Annotated in this window: 21 protein-coding genes and 1 tRNA gene; 11 read left to right on the top strand and 11 right to left on the bottom strand. The window is 35.1% G+C overall.

Annotated features, from left to right (window positions below):
- The first annotated feature begins 12 nt into the window (after nucleotides 1–12).
- Nucleotides 13–693 (top strand): hypothetical protein, encoded by a 681-nt coding sequence (locus OD90_RS06285; protein WP_144668078.1) that lies wholly within the window; start codon nucleotides 13–15, stop codon nucleotides 691–693.
- Nucleotides 694–770: 77 nt separating this feature from the next.
- Here the strand turns inward: OD90_RS06285 and OD90_RS06280 are convergent, their stop codons facing one another.
- From OD90_RS06280 to OD90_RS06265, 4 genes are all read right to left on the bottom strand, one after another.
- Nucleotides 771–2,294, bottom strand: coding sequence for a GH3 auxin-responsive promoter family protein (locus tag OD90_RS06280; RefSeq protein WP_144668076.1), 1,524 nt, complete (start codon nucleotides 2,292–2,294; stop codon nucleotides 771–773).
- A 179-nt stretch (nucleotides 2,295–2,473) separates the two neighbouring features.
- Nucleotides 2,474–3,634, bottom strand: a complete 1,161-nt coding sequence (locus OD90_RS06275) for a M12 family metallopeptidase (protein WP_144668074.1) — start codon at nucleotides 3,632–3,634, stop codon at nucleotides 2,474–2,476.
- A 248-nt stretch (nucleotides 3,635–3,882) separates the two neighbouring features.
- Nucleotides 3,883–4,320 (bottom strand): retropepsin-like aspartic protease, encoded by a 438-nt coding sequence (locus OD90_RS06270; RefSeq protein ID WP_144668072.1) that lies wholly within the window; start codon nucleotides 4,318–4,320, stop codon nucleotides 3,883–3,885.
- On the bottom strand, nucleotides 4,289–5,281 hold the full coding sequence (locus OD90_RS06265) for a CHAT domain-containing protein (protein WP_144668070.1): 993 nt from the start codon (nucleotides 5,279–5,281) through the stop codon (nucleotides 4,289–4,291). Before OD90_RS06265 ends, OD90_RS06270 begins: the two co-directional genes overlap by 32 nt.
- A 352-nt stretch (nucleotides 5,282–5,633) precedes the next feature.
- Here OD90_RS06265 and OD90_RS06260 point away from each other — a divergent pair, with 352 nt between their 5' ends.
- The 4 genes from OD90_RS06260 (at nucleotide 5,634) to OD90_RS06245 (ending at nucleotide 8,826) form a co-directional block, all read left to right on the top strand.
- The gene (locus OD90_RS06260; RefSeq protein ID WP_144668068.1) at nucleotides 5,634–6,410 is read left to right on the top strand and encodes a TatD family hydrolase; all 777 of its coding nucleotides are present in this window, start codon (nucleotides 5,634–5,636) and stop codon (nucleotides 6,408–6,410) included.
- Between the two features lie 69 nt (nucleotides 6,411–6,479).
- Nucleotides 6,480–7,601, top strand: a complete 1,122-nt coding sequence (locus OD90_RS06255; RefSeq protein WP_144668066.1) for a 1-acyl-sn-glycerol-3-phosphate acyltransferase — start codon at nucleotides 6,480–6,482, stop codon at nucleotides 7,599–7,601.
- Entirely contained in the window at nucleotides 7,598–8,620 is a 1,023-nt protein-coding gene (locus OD90_RS06250) for an asparaginase (protein ID WP_144668064.1), read from the top strand. Before OD90_RS06255 ends, OD90_RS06250 begins: the two co-directional genes overlap by 4 nt.
- Before the next feature lie 121 nt (nucleotides 8,621–8,741).
- A tRNA-Ser gene (locus OD90_RS06245) sits at nucleotides 8,742–8,826 on the top strand.
- A gap of 122 nt (nucleotides 8,827–8,948) precedes the next feature.
- On the opposite strand, the gene OD90_RS06240 is transcribed toward OD90_RS06245, so the two are convergent.
- Both OD90_RS06240 and OD90_RS06235 read right to left on the bottom strand, forming a co-directional pair.
- The gene (locus tag OD90_RS06240; RefSeq protein ID WP_144668062.1) at nucleotides 8,949–9,491 is read right to left on the bottom strand and encodes a hypothetical protein; all 543 of its coding nucleotides are present in this window, start codon (nucleotides 9,489–9,491) and stop codon (nucleotides 8,949–8,951) included.
- Nucleotides 9,492–9,649: 158 nt separating this feature from the next.
- The gene (locus OD90_RS06235) at nucleotides 9,650–10,153 is read right to left on the bottom strand and encodes a pyridoxamine 5'-phosphate oxidase family protein (RefSeq protein WP_144668060.1); all 504 of its coding nucleotides are present in this window, start codon (nucleotides 10,151–10,153) and stop codon (nucleotides 9,650–9,652) included.
- A gap of 465 nt (nucleotides 10,154–10,618) precedes the next feature.
- Between OD90_RS06235 and OD90_RS06230 the strand changes: the two genes are divergently transcribed.
- The 5 genes from OD90_RS06230 (at nucleotide 10,619) to OD90_RS06210 (ending at nucleotide 13,797) form a co-directional block, all read left to right on the top strand.
- Nucleotides 10,619–11,413, top strand: coding sequence for a MotA/TolQ/ExbB proton channel family protein (locus OD90_RS06230; protein ID WP_144668058.1), 795 nt, complete (start codon nucleotides 10,619–10,621; stop codon nucleotides 11,411–11,413).
- A 31-nt stretch (nucleotides 11,414–11,444) separates the two neighbouring features.
- On the top strand, nucleotides 11,445–11,882 hold the full coding sequence (locus OD90_RS06225; RefSeq protein WP_144668056.1) for a hypothetical protein: 438 nt from the start codon (nucleotides 11,445–11,447) through the stop codon (nucleotides 11,880–11,882).
- Nucleotides 11,883–11,885: 3 nt separating this feature from the next.
- Nucleotides 11,886–12,500, top strand: a complete 615-nt coding sequence (locus tag OD90_RS06220) for an ExbD/TolR family protein (protein ID WP_144668054.1) — start codon at nucleotides 11,886–11,888, stop codon at nucleotides 12,498–12,500.
- Nucleotides 12,501–12,521: 21 nt separating this feature from the next.
- The gene (locus tag OD90_RS06215; RefSeq protein ID WP_144668052.1) at nucleotides 12,522–12,992 is read left to right on the top strand and encodes an ExbD/TolR family protein; all 471 of its coding nucleotides are present in this window, start codon (nucleotides 12,522–12,524) and stop codon (nucleotides 12,990–12,992) included.
- 103 nt (nucleotides 12,993–13,095) lie between these two features.
- Entirely contained in the window at nucleotides 13,096–13,797 is a 702-nt protein-coding gene (locus tag OD90_RS06210; protein WP_261374471.1) for a porin family protein, read from the top strand.
- A 34-nt stretch (nucleotides 13,798–13,831) separates the two neighbouring features.
- Here the strand turns inward: OD90_RS06210 and OD90_RS06205 are convergent, their stop codons facing one another.
- The 4 genes from OD90_RS06205 to OD90_RS06190 all read right to left on the bottom strand — a co-directional run bounded on the left by OD90_RS06205 (nucleotide 13,832) and on the right by OD90_RS06190 (nucleotide 17,625).
- Complete coding sequence (locus OD90_RS06205) at nucleotides 13,832–14,437, bottom strand: hypothetical protein (protein WP_144668050.1); 606 nt, start codon at nucleotides 14,435–14,437, stop codon at nucleotides 13,832–13,834.
- The gene (rpoN, locus tag OD90_RS06200) at nucleotides 14,437–15,882 is read right to left on the bottom strand and encodes an RNA polymerase factor sigma-54 (RefSeq protein WP_144668048.1); all 1,446 of its coding nucleotides are present in this window, start codon (nucleotides 15,880–15,882) and stop codon (nucleotides 14,437–14,439) included. Before rpoN ends, OD90_RS06205 begins: the two co-directional genes overlap by 1 nt.
- Before the next feature lie 196 nt (nucleotides 15,883–16,078).
- A complete protein-coding gene (gene kdsA, locus OD90_RS06195; RefSeq protein WP_144668046.1) occupies nucleotides 16,079–16,900 on the bottom strand; it encodes a 3-deoxy-8-phosphooctulonate synthase in 822 nt (273 codons plus the stop codon).
- A gap of 71 nt (nucleotides 16,901–16,971) precedes the next feature.
- Nucleotides 16,972–17,625 carry a flavin reductase family protein gene (locus tag OD90_RS06190; RefSeq protein WP_144668044.1) on the bottom strand — a complete coding sequence of 218 codons (654 nt, stop codon included), beginning with the start codon at nucleotides 17,623–17,625 and terminating at the stop codon, nucleotides 16,972–16,974.
- Nucleotides 17,626–17,644: 19 nt separating this feature from the next.
- On the opposite strand from OD90_RS06190, the gene OD90_RS06185 reads away from it, so the two are divergent.
- On the top strand, nucleotides 17,645–18,448 hold the full coding sequence (locus tag OD90_RS06185; protein WP_144668043.1) for a class I SAM-dependent methyltransferase: 804 nt from the start codon (nucleotides 17,645–17,647) through the stop codon (nucleotides 18,446–18,448).
- Here the strand turns inward: OD90_RS06185 and msrA are convergent.
- Nucleotides 18,445–19,101 (bottom strand): peptide-methionine (S)-S-oxide reductase MsrA, encoded by a 657-nt coding sequence (msrA, locus tag OD90_RS06180; protein ID WP_144668041.1) that lies wholly within the window; start codon nucleotides 19,099–19,101, stop codon nucleotides 18,445–18,447. The genes OD90_RS06185 and msrA overlap by 4 nt on opposite strands.
- Between the last annotated feature and the right edge of the window lie 137 nt (nucleotides 19,102–19,238).

The following is a 19,238-nucleotide window of genomic DNA, read 5'->3' as shown; positions in this document are numbered from 1 at the left end:
TATGTTTTAACTATGAAGATACGCACTAGATTTTTCATTTTAATAACTAATTTTAGTATCGCATTAACAGCGCAAGATGTTGATAAACCCTATTTTGAATCTATGGATGAAAAAGAAATCGTGGAGATAGAAGACAGTACACTTAACTTGGAAAATAAAACAATTCCAGAAGAAATTTATGATGAAGCCATCTTAGCGCTTAATCATTATCCTGAGTTGTGGGACACGGAAATTACATTTCAATTTAAGGAAAATATAAAAAAGTCAACTATGCAAGCCCAACCCACTTGGGCTAGTTTTTTCAAATCTAGAAAAAAGCGCAGTTACATAATATTAATATCAAGAAATATTTTAATTGATCAAGATGAGCTCAAATTTTCTGATGTACCTAATGATGTTGTGACTGGGTGGCTTGGTCACGAGCTAGGACATGTTATGGATTATAGAGAGCGTTCTAGTTTTGGGATGTTAATCTTTGGTATAAAATATCTTTATTCTGGTGCTCATATAAGAGAAGTAGAGCGTACGGCAGATGTCTATGCTATCACACACGGTATGGGTACTTATATTTTAAAAACAAAGAACTTTATTTTAGAACATGCTAACATATCAGAACTTTATAAAGAACGTCTACGTAGTCTTTACATGTCTCCAGAGGAAGTGATGCATATGTTAGAACACGAACATAATTAAGATTCAAATTAATTTGTAAAAGAAAAGCGTTATAGATATTAATCTATAACGCTTTTCTTATGTACCTCTTTTAGGTATTATAATTGCTTTTTTACAAAATCTTCGAATTCGGCAAATTTTTCTTCTCCCATGACTTTCTCCATTTTAACTTGCCCTCCTTTTTTCTTATTGGCCCCGCTCCATTCGTGAAATACCTCAGGATTGATAACTGTTACTTTGACACCTTTTAAAGATTTCCCTCTAGCCACGCCATAATTTTTATTTGCTTCTTTCAAAGACTTGTCTAAAGCCTCTGCAAGTTCATTTTCACTTACAGAAGTAGTCGTTCCTAGATACCAGCAGTGATAAAATTCTCCATCAATCTTTTTTGCACTTAGTGTGAATTCAGGAATCTCAATATCAAATGATTTTTCTAAATCTCTCAAGGCATCCTCCATTTTATTTACAGAGAGTTGTGACCCAACAACATTTAAAAAGAATTTTGTACGTCCAGTTATTTTAATTTCAGCGCGGTCTACATCAGTAAAAGCAATCGTATCACCTATGAGATATCTCCAGGTTCCAGAGACTGTACTTATAATAAGTACATAATCAACGTCTTTTTTTACATCCTTAAGTGATAATGCAGGAGCATCTTGAGATAATGACCCATCATCGTTAATGTATTCTGGCTTAAAAGGTACAAACTCAAAATAAATACCTGCATCTGTAGAAAGTTTCATTGCAGTTGTTTCTGGTCTGCTTTGGTACGCCATGAAACCTTCTGAAGCTAGGTAAGTATCTATAATCGTGATGTCACGATTAAGTAATTGTCTAAAACTCTTTTCATAAGGTTGAAATGCTACACCTCCACTTGTAAATACTTCAAGATTGGGCCAGATATCATGTATAGTATCAACTTTGTGGTATGCTATTACTTCCTTAAGCATAAGCTCCATCCATGAAGGAATGCCACTTAAAGCTCCTATATCCCAAGTTTTTGCACGCTCTGCTATTGTTTTTACCCGTTCATCCCAGTTGTCAATTTTTGCGATATCTTCTCCAGGTTTGTAAAAGCCCTTAAACCAAAAGGGAATGTTACTTGCTGTAATACCACTTATCTCACCTTCTAGAAACTCATCGTGCTCACTTAGATCTGTAGAGCTTCCTAGCGCCATTACCTCTTTGTCAAAAAAGTCTGCTGGTAGGTCATAATGAGCTAGTGCAGATACTTGTGCAAGGCTCGTACTTCTAATAGCTGCAACCATATCATCTGTTACTGGTATTCTTTTACTTTTCTTACCAGTTGTACCACTGCTTAACGCAAAGTAATTTGGTTTTCCTGGCCATGTAATATCCTCTACTCCCTCTTTAATACGTTCCCACCATTTTTCATTCATTTGAGTATAGTCGTGATAGGGAATCGCTTTCGCGAAAGCGGAATTCAAATCCTCTTCTTCTAGTAGTTGAGTAAATCCGTAATACTTACCGAATGCGGTATCTTTTGCGGTATCAAGAAGATTTTTTAGAACATTTTGTTGCTCTTCAATAGGATTTGCATCACTTGTGAGTGAGTCCTTTAAGTCAATTGCGCTTTTTATAAGGGTACCTAGAATGGCCATAATATTTATTTAGATTGGTATGTACAAATATGTCCTAATCATTCTAATTAATCGGTGGGTTTATAGCAAAATTAACCCAGTATTAAGGAAGATTTATGAGAGCACATATTCAAATGAAAAAAAAGCCACTTTTTTGAAAAGTGGCTTTCTTACTAATTAAAAAGTATAGGGGGTTGAGTTTATCCGCACTGACCTATACGCGACCAGTTATAAGTTCTACGTTCATACAGGTAGCCTTGGTAAGTAACAAGATCACCTACGCTGTAAGAGACACCACCTTGATATGGAGCAACTCCCTCACAAATATCTGCAGGTTCTGTGACGGTACATTCTCCTAGATAATTCCATCCTCCAGAGACTCTTTCGTAAGCTCCGCCTTGATAAGTAACGCGATCTCCAATGTTATAACTTATGCTGCCGTTGTATGCTGCGATTCCATCACACACATCTGAGCTGCCACCATCGCCACCGTTTCCTCCATCTCCAGGATACATCTGATTAATACCAGCAATATCTCCAGATGAAAGTCCGCTACGGTTAGTGCTATATGTAGATCCGTCAAGTTTTGTAATCGTAGGCTGACCATTTCCACTAAAAGCATACGAGCTATATAGCATTACAGAGTTAAAGTCTAATGCGTCTGTAAACTCTGTACCATCTTGTCCTTGAGCTACGTAGGTTAAGAAATTATACTCAACACCAGCTTGTATATTGTCAAAATTTATTGTGATATACTCATCACGATCAACGCGACTTTGCTCATGCCACAAACCTACAGCATGTCCTATCTCATGGATAGTGCTTCCTGTTGTACAACCACTAGCAAGAGATATTTCTTGACGTCCGCCTATGCGGCCTACGTAAGAGGAACAACCTCCTCCAGGAGTAAAATATACATAGTCGTTTTCTGATGTACGTTGCACAAATCGTACGGACGTATTTGCTTCCCAATTTGCTATAGCATCATACACTCTTGTTTGATTAGGTAATGCAGGGTCAATAGCATAATACACTGTATTATTTGCCCATCGGCCACTTGTGCGCCCTGTACTACGTTGTTGTGAGTCACCTAAATCGTGTTTAAGCTGGTCTTTTTTAAATAAGATATCACCTTCAAAAACGTAGGTGTCATTTATACTTGTTAGTTTTATTTGGTTAAGTCCATCATACATGGATTCTATACGCCCGGTTTGTCCAGGGAAAGCTTCTTCGGCGCCTGTTATATCATTTGATACTTCGATTTCGACAGGTTCTGTAGTCACTTCAGTGAAATCGTCAGAACAAGAAGTTAGTAAGACAGTAGAGAGTAGGGTTGTTGCTAGAATTTGAAAATATTTCATAATCAAGTTTAATTTTTTATTAAATTAAGGCTAATTCAAAACCAATGCGGCCGCAAATGTTGTTTTGAAAAAATATAAGAAGTCAGTTTTTACTGACTAATGTATTCTTAATTAATTAAACGTTTGAAACTTGATATTGGACTTTTTTATAAGTGTTAAATTTTTAAATAGCTGTTTTGCAGTAGTCTAAGCTGTATTTATGAAAAATAACAATCTTGTGAGATTAGCGTCACCAGTTAAAATAAAACTTATTTAAGATACAAGCAGTTGTATTGATAATCAATAATACCTTTACCTTGATTAAGTAAGTCTGCTCCTAAGATACCATGTACCTGTGCTACATTATGATTTTCTAGGGCTGTATTTACATGTGTGAGATCAAAGAGGACAATGTCTAGTCTATGATATTTCCATTTTTGTATTTGGATACTATTTTTTCGCGAAAGCTTAGTGATCATATCTGTAGCTCCAGCTCCAGCAGCAAGGACTTCACTATCTTCAGAACGCAGATTAAATTTCTCTGCATAACTAAAATCAATACAAGAACTAGAAGCACCAGTATCTAAAATAAAGGAACCTTCAACACCATTTATTTTTGCCTTCATCTCTAAATGATTTGTGACTGTAGGAAAAAGTCTAATACGGCAATAATCTTTAGATAGAAGAAACTCGCGAAGTGAAGGCATATTTTTTTATTATAATAAAAAGTAAAAATAGTATAATAAAAATAGCACCCCATAGCCACCAATTATTTTCTAAATGTTTTGGTGTATCTGTGGTTCCATAATACACAAAACTTGCCCAGTAATATGGAGACATACGAGAGTCACTAATAGATGTGTTTGAGAGGTATGATAGTTGTGCTTTTTGTAAGCTTATATCTCGTGATTTTGTTTTAATTAGGTTTTTGTAATAATCTCCCATCAGTACTGAAGTAGAAAGGTCATTTACTTTCCATTGCGAGAATAAAATATTCTTAGCTCCAGCATAGTGAAACGCTCGAGCTAAACTCTGGCTGCCTTCTCCATAAATTAGTTTTCCTACACCTGTCTCACATGCACTAAGCACCACAAGGTCTGGTGACCATTGTTCTCCGTAAATGTGACTGACAGTGATGTCTTGATCATAAAACGAAAGTGACGCTGGGATGCTAAAATTTCCTGAATTTGCATGCGTAGATAAGTGGAGGATATCAAATTTTTCAGCTTCCAGCAAAAATGCGGCTCTTGTAGCCTGACTATTCATGAGAGTTGTAAGGTTTGTGTGCGTATCAATTTTATTGGCTTCTTTTATAGAGTGAGTTAGTGCTCTGTCTGTATTTTCAAATACTGGGAAAATGCCTAATACAGATAAATCTCTTTTTAGGTGGTTATCTTCCGTTAGATACAAATGGGTAGATTGTATATAAGTGACTTTAGACTCTTTGATTAAGTAAGGTTTTTTTCTTAACTGCACAGACTCATCATTAGAAGTAAGGAGTGCGGAAAAAGGAATAAAGTTTAAAATACTTTCTGGACTTATAATAAGCTTTGTGGTTTTTGGAACTTTTAAAAAACGATATAGGTTTGATGCTATTTTTGAGTACCCTTTTGGATTATTTAAAATTTGATTTGAATTCTTGAAGTATGAATTAAAATCCTTGCACATTTTCAGTAATGTGTTTGCTCGATACTACTATTTGTTAATCGATTAAAAGAAATACCTTTTCTGTTTACAATAAACTGATAGCTGAAATTTTTGCCAACAAAATAACTTACAAGTGTTTATTCTTTTAAAATAAGTTTCAAAAACTAATTAATGGATCCTCAGTCTTTAAGTATAAAGCTCAGTTTTATCAGGCGCTCATTTTTCTCAAGCAAGAGAATACGGTAGAAACTATTAAGCTACTTGAGAAAATCCCGTTTGAGGCAGAAGTGCATGAGAAGGCACAACAACTATCTCAAAAATTAGGTGCATAAAAAAGAATACCTTTCTATAGAAGCAAGTATTTTTGCGATCTATGAAATTTACAGACACACATACTCATCTATACAGTGAATCTTTTGATGAAGATCAATCAGAAATGATTCAACGCGCTACAGATGCTGGAGTTAATCGCTTCTTTATACCTGCAATAGACTCTACTTATACAGGGCGTATGTACGCACTAGAAAAAGCATACCCAGAGAAAATATATTTAATGGCTGGGTTGCACCCCACTCATGTAAAGGAGAATTATGAAGAGGAACTTTCCCATGTAGCACAACAATTTGCAACACGAGATTTTTATGCGGTGGGAGAGATAGGAATTGATTTGTACTGGGATAAAAGTTCATTATCAATACAGCAAGATGCATTTAAAAGGCAAATTAAACTTGCAAAAGAATACAAGAAGCCAATTGTTATTCATTGTCGAGAAGCATTTGATGAAGTTTTTGAAGTGTTAGAAAGTGAAAAAGGAGAAGACCTATATGGTATTTTTCATTGTTTTACAGGTTCTAAAGAGCAAGCTCAGCAAGCTATAAGTTATAATATGAAGCTCGGGATAGGAGGTGTTGCTACGTTTAAAAATGGAAAAATAGATCAGTTTTTAAATGAGATAGATCTTAACCATATAGTCTTAGAGACTGATTCTCCTTATTTAAGCCCTGTCCCTTTTCGCGGAAAGCGAAATGAGAGTAGTTATCTAGTTCTGGTCGCAGAAAAACTTGCAACAATTTATCAAAAGCCATTAGATGTTATCGCTAGAGTTACTTCTAAAAATGCAGATGAGGTCTTTTTCAAAAGACCTGCGTAATAACTTCGCAAATAAAGCTGAAACAGACCATAAAATTTTGTTCTTTTGTGAGATATAAGAAGATTCACATTGGATACATATGACCACATAAGACCGTATTATGATACGGAAGTTAACGAAGCCCTCTTGCGAGCGGCAAGACACCCTATGTTTAAGGTGTTATTGCAATTTACTTTTCCAGATAAAAGTGCTGAGGAAATTATAGAAATACTCAAAACGTGTCACTCCATTGCAGATTTTCAAGAAAAGGTGATTTACAAATCAGTTGCTAATCTGTTAGAGAAAAGTGCCGAGGAGTTTACCAGTAGTGGTTTTGATACGCTTTCGCAAGAGCGATCTTACCTTTACCTTTCAAACCACAGAGACATAGTGTTGGATACTTCACTACTCAATATGACTCTTATAGATAATAATCTCATTACAACGGCGTCTGCTATAGGCGATAATTTAGTTCAAAGAGATTTCTTAATGGAGTTGTCCCGCCTTAATAGGAATTTTTTAGTATTGCGTGATCAATCACCTAGGGAGTTATTAATGAGTTCTAGGCTTTTATCTCAATATATTAAACATTTATTAGTCTCAGAAAGATCTGTTTGGGTCGCACAACGCGAAGGTAGAACAAAGGACGGCCTTGATAAAACACAGCAAGGCGTTCTTAAGATGATAACAATGGCTAGAGGTAAAATGCCATTAATGCAATACCTAAAAGAGTTGAATATTATTCCAGTCGCTATTTCCTATGAGTATGACCCTACAGACATCTTAAAAGTACCTGAATTAATCGCAAAACAAGAAAATCATCCCTATATAAAGACTGAAAATGAGGATTTTAATAGTATCCTAAAAGGAGCTTTGGGGAATAAACGTAATATTCACATTGCAGCTACATCAATTCCAGATAGAGTCTATGAAGATATTGAAAATAGCCGGGCAAGTGATAATGATCAATTACAGGCATTTGCGACTGCACTAGATAAAGTGATTTGGGAAAATTACAAGTTATGGCCTACTAATTACATTGCCTATGACATCTATCATAAAAGTGATAAATACAGAAATGAGTACGATGAGAAAGAACTACGTCATTTTGAGCGTAGACTTGAAGTGCGTGTTAATATTGAAAATAAAAATGAAGTAGAGAGTTTCTTATTAATGTATGCAAATCCTGTAATTCAAGCAGAGAATATATGAAAAAGGCACGTATTTTATTGATATATACTGGCGGTACTATAGGAATGATAAAAGACTATGATACAGGAGCTCTGGTAGCTTTCGATTTTGATGAGCTTTTAGATAAAATACCAGAATTAAAACTACTAGATTGTGATATAGAGACGACTTCATTTACTATACCTATCGATTCATCTAATATGAATCCTACATATTGGGGAGAGTTGTGTGGCATTATAGAAGAGGGGTATGATCAATATGATGGGTTTGTAGTATTACACGGGAGTGATACCATGAGTTACAGTGCTAGTGCTTTAAGTTTTATGCTTGAGAATCTATCTAAACCTGTAATTTTTACTGGCAGTCAATTACCTATAGGTGATTTACGGACAGATGCTAAAGAAAATTTAATTACCGCAGTTCAGGTTGCAGCACTCCAAAAACGTAATAAGGCACTCATAACAGAGGTATGCCTATATTTTGAATATAAACTGTATAGAGCAAATAGAACAACAAAAATCAGTGCAGAAAATTTCAGGGCTTTTGCTTCTCCTAATTACCCAGAATTACTAATCTCTGGTGTACATCTTACTATCAATGAAGAAGATCTTTGGAAACCTAATAGAAAATCTCTAAAAGTACATAAGCAATTAGTCACAGACATTCTATTATTGAAATTATATCCAGGTATCTCACAGTGTTTAGTAGAATCTATGTTACGTTCTAATTGCGTAAAGGGTGTAGTTTTAGAAACATTTGGTGCTGGAAACACAACTACTCAAGGCTGGTTTGTAGAGATTTTAAAAGAGACCATTAAGCGTGGAATTCCAATTGTAAACGTTACTCAATGCACCTCTGGAAGCGTGCATATGGGTAATTATGAAACAAGCATCGCGCTCAAAAAAATGGGTGTGATAAATGGTGGTGATATGACTACAGAGGCAGCTATTACAAAAATGATGTATGTGTTAGGTCAAGAGGTGAGTTCAAAAGTATTTAAAACAGCTTTTGAAACCTCTTTGAGAGGAGAGCTCACTTAAAGATAAAATATCTTTTATAAGAAGGGTTTTTTTTGTTATTTCGCACTCCTTTCAAATAAATAGTCGAAGAAATCGCTTTCGCGAAATTTTACAATGGGCTTAATTTTGATGAATTCTTTTTAGAGAGGTGGCCGAGTGGTCGATGGCGCACGCCTGGAAAGTGTGTAAACGGCAACGTTTCGAGGGTTCGAATCCCTTCCTCTCTGCTTATATTAAAAATCCCTTTGTATATGCTATACAAAGGGATTTTTTAAAGTTTGAATGAATTTGATCTGCACAGAGACTTTAGCTCAAATACATAATTGAATCATTCTACTTTAGAGGCTATCTAATGATCTCCCCACTGTGTTAATATTTTAGCATCTTCTGCACTGTAAAAGAAATCAAGATGTTTGTATTTTTCAACATATTGATATAAAGAATCTGCATTTTCAAATTCTTTTGTAATGTTCGTTGTAATCCCACGGACATTCATTTGATCGTCTTCCATCTCTACATTATAAAGATAATAAACACCATCACTTGTTTTGTCTGTTGTTTTAACGTTTACAAAACGACTTTCACCTACATAAGAAATATGACATTCATAGGTAGTGGTTTCCCATTCATCATTATCATTGAGTTCCATCTCATCTAAGTAAATACTCATATCGTCAAGTTCTCTGAATATATATTTTTTATAATCCAATACACCTTCATTGCCATCTTTTTCATACCAAGTACCTAAGTACTCTGATGGAAATACAATGTCTTTTCCTGTAAGTGGGAATGTAGATTCATAAGGGCAGCCCTGTAACAAGAACATAGAGAGAATTAGTAGCGAAATTTTAGAAAAACTAAGAGCTTTTCTTTGTAGTGTAAAGATTTTCATAAGTATAGATTTGAGGAGGACAATGATACAAAATGAAATCGAAATCAAAAAAAAATGACTTCCTATATGAGTCATTTTTTTTATTGTGTTGAAAACCTTAAGAGTAAAACACCATATCAATGACCCTTAACTAACAAAGGCCTTAGTGCATTAAGCTGTTAGTTAATGTTTAGCTCACCGCTTTCTGATAAGTTGGGTTGATTTCCAGTGATGGTTCCGAGACCAAATTTTATGGCAGATACAATTTTGTTGTCTTTGCTATCCCAATAACGCACTTCACTTGGTTTCACTTGGATGGCTGTTAGATTAGGATCTTCCTTTCCTTCAAACCACATATCATCAGAACTACTGTAGAGCTCATCAGTTATAGATCTGTCGCTATGGATAATAGCTTGACCATAGACACTTAAAAATTCAAAATCTCCAGGATTACTATAGGTGAGTAGCGCACGCTCTTCTTCTCTAATATATTTATTATGGTCGCTGGTTGCATCACTCAAAAACCAAATGCTTCCCTCATCATCCACTTTTTTTGTACTCATTGGAATTACGTGAAATGGGGGTCTACTAAGATCTGTAGCCATCATTGTAAAATCTATTTTTTCTGCTAGTTCTTGAAGCTTTGCAATTGCTTCTTCTTTTTGTAAGTCTTTTCTACTCATAACACTATTAATTTTTAATAAAATTATGGACATATTACTAGCAGGGATCACAATAGAGCGTTAATATAGTGTCAACAGATTTATAATTTTAGATTTAAATGTTTTTAATTTTTCAAAATATGAGGATGCAATCTAAAAATTAATTCCGCTTTCGCGAAAGCTAAAAATCAACAGAACATAATGAATGCTTTGTGCTTAGTGGCAGTGTTTATGCTATTAATATTTTTTTTAAAACCTTAAAAATAAAGTGAGAAACAGGTCGTTTTTATAGCGTCCAAAATTAATTTATCATTAAATCTTTGCGCTTTTTGTAGGCAATGTGCATAAATTTTACTTTTTTTGTGCTCTACATACTAAAATAAAAACAATTAATATAGGACGGTTGATGCCTATATTTGTTACAGTTAATCTAATTAATTACTATATTTAACCCTTTACTAATTTAAACTTTTAAGACCAAGAGCAATGAAAAAATTATTCTCTATTATGGCAATTGCCGCTGTTGTAGTGCTAAGCACGTTTACAGCTAACGCCACTAACGCACAAACAACTCCTCCAGTACAGATACAACAAATAGTTGCAAATGTAGATGCAGGCACATCTTTCCAAGATGATATGGAAGAAGAAGAGCTTTCATTTACACAAGATTTGAAAAAACGATTTATTGAAGGAGGTCCTGGATTCATGGGGATCGTTCTTTTGTGTTTGATCTTAGGTCTTGCAATTGCTATAGAACGTATCATCTACTTAAATTTAGCAACAACAAATACTAAAAAGCTTGCTCAAAACGTTGAAGACGCACTTAATAGTGGAGGTGTAGAAGCAGCAAAGGAAGTATGCAGAAATACAAAAGGTCCAGTAGCTTCAATATACTATCAAGGTCTTGACCGTGTGGATGAAGGTGTAGATGCTGCAGAGAAAGCTGTTGTGGCTTACGGTGGTGTTCAAATGGGACAACTTGAAAAGAATGTATCTTGGTTATCATTATTTATTGCACTAGCGCCTATGCTTGGATTTATGGGTACTGTAATAGGTATGATTCAAGCTTTCGATAGAATTGAGGCTGCAGGAGATATGAACCCAGCACTTGTTGCAGGAGGTATTAAAGTAGCACTTCTTACAACGGTATTTGGACTTATAGTAGCTATTATACTACAGATTTTTTATAACTACATTATCTCAAAAATTGACAGCATCGTAAACGATATGGAAGATGCGTCTATCACTTTGATGGACTTAATTGTACGTTACAAGAGATAAGAGTAGTTATTAACTAAGACACAAAATTAATATGGCCTTACATAAAATTTTAAAAATAATTGTCGCTATCATAGGTATTGCCGCACTGGTAATAGCAGGTATGGTATGGGCAAACGACGAAGCCATTAAAGCAGGAGATTCCCAGGGACTGGTAGATACTATGATGCTACTCACGTGGATCGTTGTAGCAATCGCACTAGTTCTGGTAATAATTTTTGTACTACGAGGTTTATTTACTGGTAATGCAAAAAATACTCTTATCGCTTTAGGGGCATTTTTACTCATCATTGCAATATCTTACTTTGCAGCTAGTGGATCGGCTGATCCTATGCCATTAAAAGATGGTGAAATGCTTTCTGCAAGTGGATCACAATGGGTGAGTGCAGGTATTAATGCATTTTTTATATTAGCATCAATAGCAGTCCTTTTAATGGTTGTTTCTGGTGTTAAGAAACTAGTAAAAAGTTAAATTATGGCTAGGAGAACAGCACCAGAAATTAACGCAGGTTCTATGGCAGATATCGCGTTCTTACTTTTGATTTTCTTTTTGGTAACAACTACTATTGAGAAAGATCGAGGTCTAGTGCGCGCACTTCCACCAGATACACCTACGGAATTGACACCTCCTATCATTAAAGAAAAAAATCTTTTTGTTGTTATTGTAAATAACGATGGAGAACTTTTAGTAGAAAACGAGCCTATGGAGATGAAAGATCTTCAAGAAGCGGCTATTGAGTTTCTAGATAACGGAGGTACTCCTAGAGGGCAAGAAGGATATTGCGACTACTGTCAAGGTAAAAGAAGCCTTAGTTCTTCAGATTACCCTGATAAAGCTATTATTACTGTAAAAAGTTTACGTGAGTCATCTTACGAATCTTTTATAACAGTGCAAAATGAGCTCGTAGGTGCTTATAATTTCTTGCGTGATAGAGAATCAGAACGCTTATACGGCTGGAAATATACCGATGTTAGTGCTCAGATTGACGAAGGGGTGTATAAAGGAAACGAAGAGGCTACTAAAGAGAAATTGGATATAATTAAAAATATGTATCCACAAAAGCTCTCTGAAATAGACCCAAAACAGTAATTAGAATTAAATTAAAAGAATATGTCAAAATTTAGAAAAGGTGGAGGGAAAGAATTACCAGCCATCAGTACGGCATCCTTACCGGATATTGTATTTATGCTATTATTCTTCTTTATGGTTGCTACTGTTTTGCGTAAAAATGATGTGAAAGTAGCACAAATTCTACCTTCGGCAGATCAAACTGAAAAGCTTAAAAAGGATCGAAGTGTTTATATCTTTGCAGGAAAACCTGGAGAGGGGTATAAAAACCTTGGTACAGAAGGTAAAATTCAAATAGGAGATAAATTTGTGGATGTAAATGAAGTACAGCCTGCAATTCTAGAAGAGCGTGAAAAGCTTAGAGATGAGCTTAAAGACTATGTAATGGTTGCCTTTAAAGTTGATAAGGAAACTAATTCTGGTCTCGTATATGATGTTAAACAAGAATTGCGTCAAGCAAATCTTCTTAAGGTTATATACATCACTACCCAAACAGAAGATGCGGTACAATAACAACTTCTATATATTAATAAAAAAAGCCTTGAAAATTATTTCAAGGCTTTTTTTTGTCAATTAGTCAAAAGCTTAAACTGTATATTTGTTTAAAATATTTTAGTTGAAAAGGATATCTACTTTACTAATTTTGTTGCCTCTTTTTTCGGTTTTCTCTCAAGAAACCGATTTTGATGATAATGTAGTTTTGGTTGACTCACTGTATAGGGAAGATCAAGTGTATGTGGGAGTCACATTTAATCTTTTAACAAGTAAGCCGTCTGGATTTACACAAAATGGTCTTAGTGCTGGTTTGCAAGCCGGCTTTGTAAGAGACTTCCCTTTTAATAAGCGTCGTAATAAATCTATAGGAATAGGACTGGGCTTTGCTTTAGATACTTATAATCAAAATTTGCTTATTGATAGAGTTGAAGGGACTGGAATTACGTATAGCATTGTTGATGATAATGCAGGGGAAGACTTTAATAGATTTTCCATGTATACGCTAGAGGTTCCTATTGAATATAGATGGAGAACTTCTACTGCTACGACCTATTCATTTTGGCGAATTCATACTGGCTTTAAAATAGGATATGTATTTAATTTTCAATCTTCTTACAAAGATGCTAACGGTAGAATTAAAGTTAGTACACGTTCAGATATCAATAAACTTCAATACGGACCTACGTTTGCATTTGGGTACGGGGCTTTTAATTTTCAGGGGTATTACGGATTAAATTCACTTTTTGCTTCTGGTACTAGTATTAATAATGAGGACGTCAATTTACAAGCTATTAAGCTTGGACTAATTTTCTATTTCTTATAATTTGTTTTTAAGCTTTCGCGAAAGCGTGTGTGTTTCAAATCCAATAGGTAAAGACAAGAAACTGTGATGTAGCTCCTAGAAAGAAGCCAAAGATTAATTCTATAGGGGTATGTGCTTTTGCAACTAATCTTGAGGTAGCTGTTGCTCCACAAGCAAAGATGAAAAAAGCTATCCAAAGCAATAGATTTACTCCGAAATGAAGGCTTAGACCAATTATGAAAACAGTAATGCCAGATAAACCCATCATATGCAGGCTGGCTTTAAATTTAAAGAATACTAACAGTAGTGCCGCAACGGTCGCTCCTAATATACCCACAAAAAAATAATAAATCTCAAGTACATCGTATCCATCAAAAATCATTTTAATTAGGAGCAATGTAAACATTGAGGACAATAATAATGGCCATTTACGTTCACGAACTTCTTTTAAGTGTATTGATTGAACTAAACGCAAATTTTTTAGCATATAGAAGCTTAAAATGGGAATTATCACGGTCATGATAATAGTTGCAAAAAGTTTTGAATACACAAATTCCGCATTAAAAAACCTAGGTGATATATAAAAATAAATAAGTACGCCAGCTAGTGGCATAAAGAGTGGATGGAATATATAGGAAAAACTTCGTATAAGAATTTTCATTAGATCTCTTTACGTAATCTAGCAACCGGTAAATCAAGTTGCTCCCTATATTTAGCTACTGTTCTACGTGCAATAGGATAGCCTTTTTCTTTTAGAATTTTTGCTAATTTATCGTCTGTAAGTGGTTTTCTTTTATTTTCCTCTTTAATTACTGTCTCCAGTATTTTTTTTATTTCTCTAGTAGAAACCTCTTCTCCCTGATCATTTGTCATGCTCTCAGAGAAAAATACTTTGATCAGCTTAGTGCCATAAGGGGTATCTACATATTTGCTATTTGCGACCCTTGACACGGTAGATACATCCATCCCTATCTCACTTGCAATATCTTTTAGAATCATAGGTCGTAAATTGCGCTCATCACCCGTTAGAAAATATTCTTTTTGATAGTTCATTATAGAACTCATTGTCACGAATAGAGTTTGCTGTCTTTGTATAATAGCTTCTATAAACCATTTTGCAGCATCTAGTTTTTGCTTTATAAACATAACTGCATCTTTCTGCGCTTTTGTACGTTCTTTAGATTCCTTATACCCCTTAAGCATATTGCTGTAATCGCGAGATATTTTGAGCTCAGGAGCATTACGGCCATTTAGGCTCAACTCTAATTCTCCATCAACAATTCTTATGGTGAAGTCGGGCACCACGTGTTCCACTATTTTTGTATTGCTTGAGTATGACCCGCCTGGTCTTGGATTGAGGTGTTCTATTTCATTTATAGCCTCTTTTAATTCAGTTTCAGTGATGTGAAACTTTGCCATTAATTTTTTATAATGTTTTTTAGAAAAATGGTCAAATGAATTTTCTAGAATATCCATTGCTAAGGAAACAGACTTTGTGCTAGTCTTTCTATCTAATTGTAAGATCAGGCATTCTTGTAAGTTACGTGCTCCAACGCCTGCGGGATCTAGATCTTGCACCTTAAAAAGCATTCCCTCTATAACTTCCTCTGAAGTATAGATATTTTGAGTAAAAGCTAGGTCGTCCATAAGGTCTATCAGGGTTCTACGAAGGTATCCTGCCTCGTCAAGGGAGCCTATGATGAATTCTGCAATCTGTCGGTGTTCTTCAGGTATGCGAACTGTGTTGAGCTGTGTTTTTAGATATTGATTAAAAGAGGTTCCAGATGCATAGGGAACTTGTTTGTCCTCGTCATCTGCACTGTAATTGTTTGCACTTAATCTATAGTCAGGCACTTCATCGTCACTTAAGTACTCATCTACATTAATTTCAGACTCAGGTGCCTCATCGTAGTCATCTGTATTATTAAATTCATCAAACTCATCCTTTACTTCATCTTTGCCGCTGTCTAAAGCTGGGTTTTCTTCAAGCTCCTGTTTGACCTTTTGTTCAAAGGCCTGTGTAGGCAATTGTATAAGCTTCATCAGCTGGATTTGCTGTGGCGAAAGCTTCTGTGAAAGTTTAAAATTAAGTTGTTGTTTTAACATAGTAAACGAAGTTACAAAAAAGCAACAGATGAAATACTTAATTTTTGTTAAGCAGATATATAACTTTATCAAGAGAAAAGCCTGATGTAGCTCAGGCTTAGGTAAATTATATTATTGAGGAAGTATGGTGCCAAAAATCGAATTATATTGATTCAATATACTGAGGGCAGAAAAAAAAATAAAAACCTAATGACTTTTATGAAAGCTTATTAACAGTTTCTCTAATCGAAACGAGGTTAGACAAGAGTCTTTCAAGATGAGCTAAGTCTAGCATATTTGCGCCATCACTCTTTGCATTTGCTGGATCAAAGTGAGTCTCTATAAATAGGCCGTCCACATTATTTACAATTCCAGCGCGAGCAATTGTCTCAATCATATCTGGCCTACCTCCTGTTACACCACTAGATTGGTTAGGTTGCTGTAGAGAGTGCGTCACGTCTAATACTGTAGGTGCAAACTTCCTCATGGTAGGAATACCTCTATAATCAACAATCATATCTTGGTATCCAAACATAGTTCCTCGATCTGTAATCCAAGCATTTTGATTTCCAGAGTCGTGAACCTTTTTTACAGCGTGTTGCATTGATTCTGGAGACATAAATTGTCCTTTTTTAAGATTAACAATTTTACCTGTTTTTGCAGCAGCCACTACTAGTGACGTTTGTCTAACGAGAAAGGCTGGTATTTGTAATACATCAACATACTGTGCAGCCAGTGAGGCGTCAGAAGATTCATGGATATCTGTAACTGTAGGAATATCAAAATTTTCTGAAACTTTTGCGAGTATTTCAAGTGCTTTTTCGTCACCTATGCCTGTAAAACTATCAACGCGACTACGGTTAGCTTTTCTAAAACTACCTTTAAATATGTATGGAATTTTTAGCTTATCAGTAATTGATAGCACATTTTCTGCAATGCGCATAGCCATATCTTCACCTTCAATAGCACAAGGACCACAAAGCAAGAAAAAATTATTTGATGTTGTATGTTTGATTTTTGGGATGTTATTTAAGCTCATAAGGGAAATTTTAATATTCCGCTTTCGCGAAAGCGGAATAAGCCACAAAGATACATTTTAACTAAGATTTTTTAATCCTTCTTAAGTATAGATGATGGTGTCATGTTTGGTTTTGCATAAGAGAACCTGTCAATAAGTTTAGGCTTTGAGTAACTATCTAATCCATTAATAGAAACTCCACTTGTAATTTCAAGATTAATCCATCCATCATCATTAAGAGCTTTCTCAGGTAAATAAACACCTTTTATAGCAGCAACTATTAAGACAGTGTCGTTTTCTTTAATTTGATATTCTGATACGTATTCACAGGCTATTTTTATCTGTGCCTCTTTTAAGAATGGGGCTTTCCAGTTATGTAAATATTCGGTATGAAGCCCGGCGGCTTTAAATTCTGAAATACTCTCATCATATCTTGCAGCTGTTTGGTGTGCTTCCTTTATAATATTTTCATTAACGTGATTAACAGTAAATATACCTGTGTCGCGTATATTTTTATACGTGTGTCGTGGCGCAGAGTTGGGTCTTGTGATAAACCCTAATAATGAAGGGTCGCTGCCTAAGTGTGTGATTGAACTGAAAATAGCGAGGTTTTCTATATTATCTGTCGAAATAGAGCCTAGTAAATTTGCGCTTTTGAAACCAGTTACACTATTAATAAAATTTGCTCTATAGCGCTTATCCATAGCGCTTATTTTATTTTTGTCAATATGTAGTATCTTTTCCATCTTTTCAAAAATACAAATTATGGCAGAAGACAATAATCACTATTTTGAAACCAATAAACACACTTGGAACACAAAAGTAGCGGTGCACGCAAAAAGTAATTTCTATGATATAAAATCATTTGTCGCAGGAAATAGTTCACTAAATGTATATGAGTTAGATGCGCTAAAAAATGTTCAAGGGAAGACGCTATTGCACCTTCAATGTCATTTTGGTCAAGATACACTCAGTTGGTCACGCCTAGGCGCTAAGTGTACAGGAGTAGATATAAGTGAGAATGCAGTGCTGCTTGGACAAAAGCTTAACGAGGATTTGAACCTTAATGCGCGCTTCATTTGTTGTAATGTTTTAGATACTTCACAATTTATAGATGAACAATATGATATTGTTTTTACAAGTTATGGAACGATAGGCTGGTTGCCTGATTTAAATCCTTGGGCAAAAGTAATATTTGAACGTCTCAAGTCTGGGGGTGTGTTTTATATAGTTGATTTCCACCCTATCGCTTGGATGTTTGATTATTCCAATGGTAATAAAAAAATGAAATACGGGTACAATCAAAAGGAGGCTATTTATGATGAATATGAAGGGACATATGCTGATGAATCGTCAAAGATTATAAGTAAAGAATACGGTTGGAATCATGGATTAGGAGAAATAGCCACAGCGCTTACAGATGCAGGCTTGCACTTAAAGTATCTCAAAGAGCACGATGCAAGTCCTTATAATATTTTTCCAGGTCTCATAAAACAGAAAAACGGCCTCTATACAACAGAAGACCGCTTATTCCCTTTAATTTTTGAATTGAAAGTTACAAAACCTTAATGAGCACCTTCTTTTAGAAGTTCTGGAAATTTCTTAGCAAAGCGTTTGTATCTAGGAATTGAAACTGATTGTATGTAAGGATTATTAGGGTTGTTTTTTTCATAATCTTGATGATAATCTTCTGCGATCCAAAATTTTCGAAATGGAAGTACTTGAGTTACAATCGCTCCATTGTAAGTAGACTTATTAAGGCGATCAATCGTTTGCTCGATAATATTTTTTTCACTGTCATTTTGGTAAAATGCTATTGACCTATATTGTATGCCAGCATCAGGACCTTGTCTATTTGCAGTAGTGGGATCTTGGGAACCAAAGAAGACATCTACGAGTTGTTGAAATGATATGATCTCTGGATCATAGAGCACTTCTACTGCTTCTGCATGCGTAGTCCTACCATAGCTTACTTGCTTATAGGTTGGGTTATCTTCTTTTCCTCCACTATAACCGCTTACCGCTTCTTCAACCCCTTTTACACTTTCAAAAATGGATTCTACGCACCAAAAGCATCCACTTGCAAAATATGCTTTTTTCATACCGTTTTGAGAAGTTACCTCTACAGGCTCTAAAGAGGCTGTAGGTTCTGTCATTGTAGTTGTAAAGTTATTGCAGCTTGTAAGAATCGTTAAGGCTGCAATTATGGTTGCAAATTTCATAGCGTATTTTTTTCTTATGTCGTTAAATGTACGGAGATACTTACGTCAAGGATGCTAAGGTTGTGTTAATCGTGTAATTACTAAATAAGGGGTTTTCAAAATAATACGGATAAGTTTTAAGCAAAAAAAAGCCTCTC

The sequence above is a fragment of the Dokdonia sp. Hel_I_53 genome (assembly GCF_007827465.1).
Lineage (GTDB): Bacteria > Bacteroidota > Bacteroidia > Flavobacteriales > Flavobacteriaceae > Dokdonia.
Note: the sequence above shows the minus strand (reverse complement) of the source record. Positions and strands in the feature narration are given on the sequence as shown.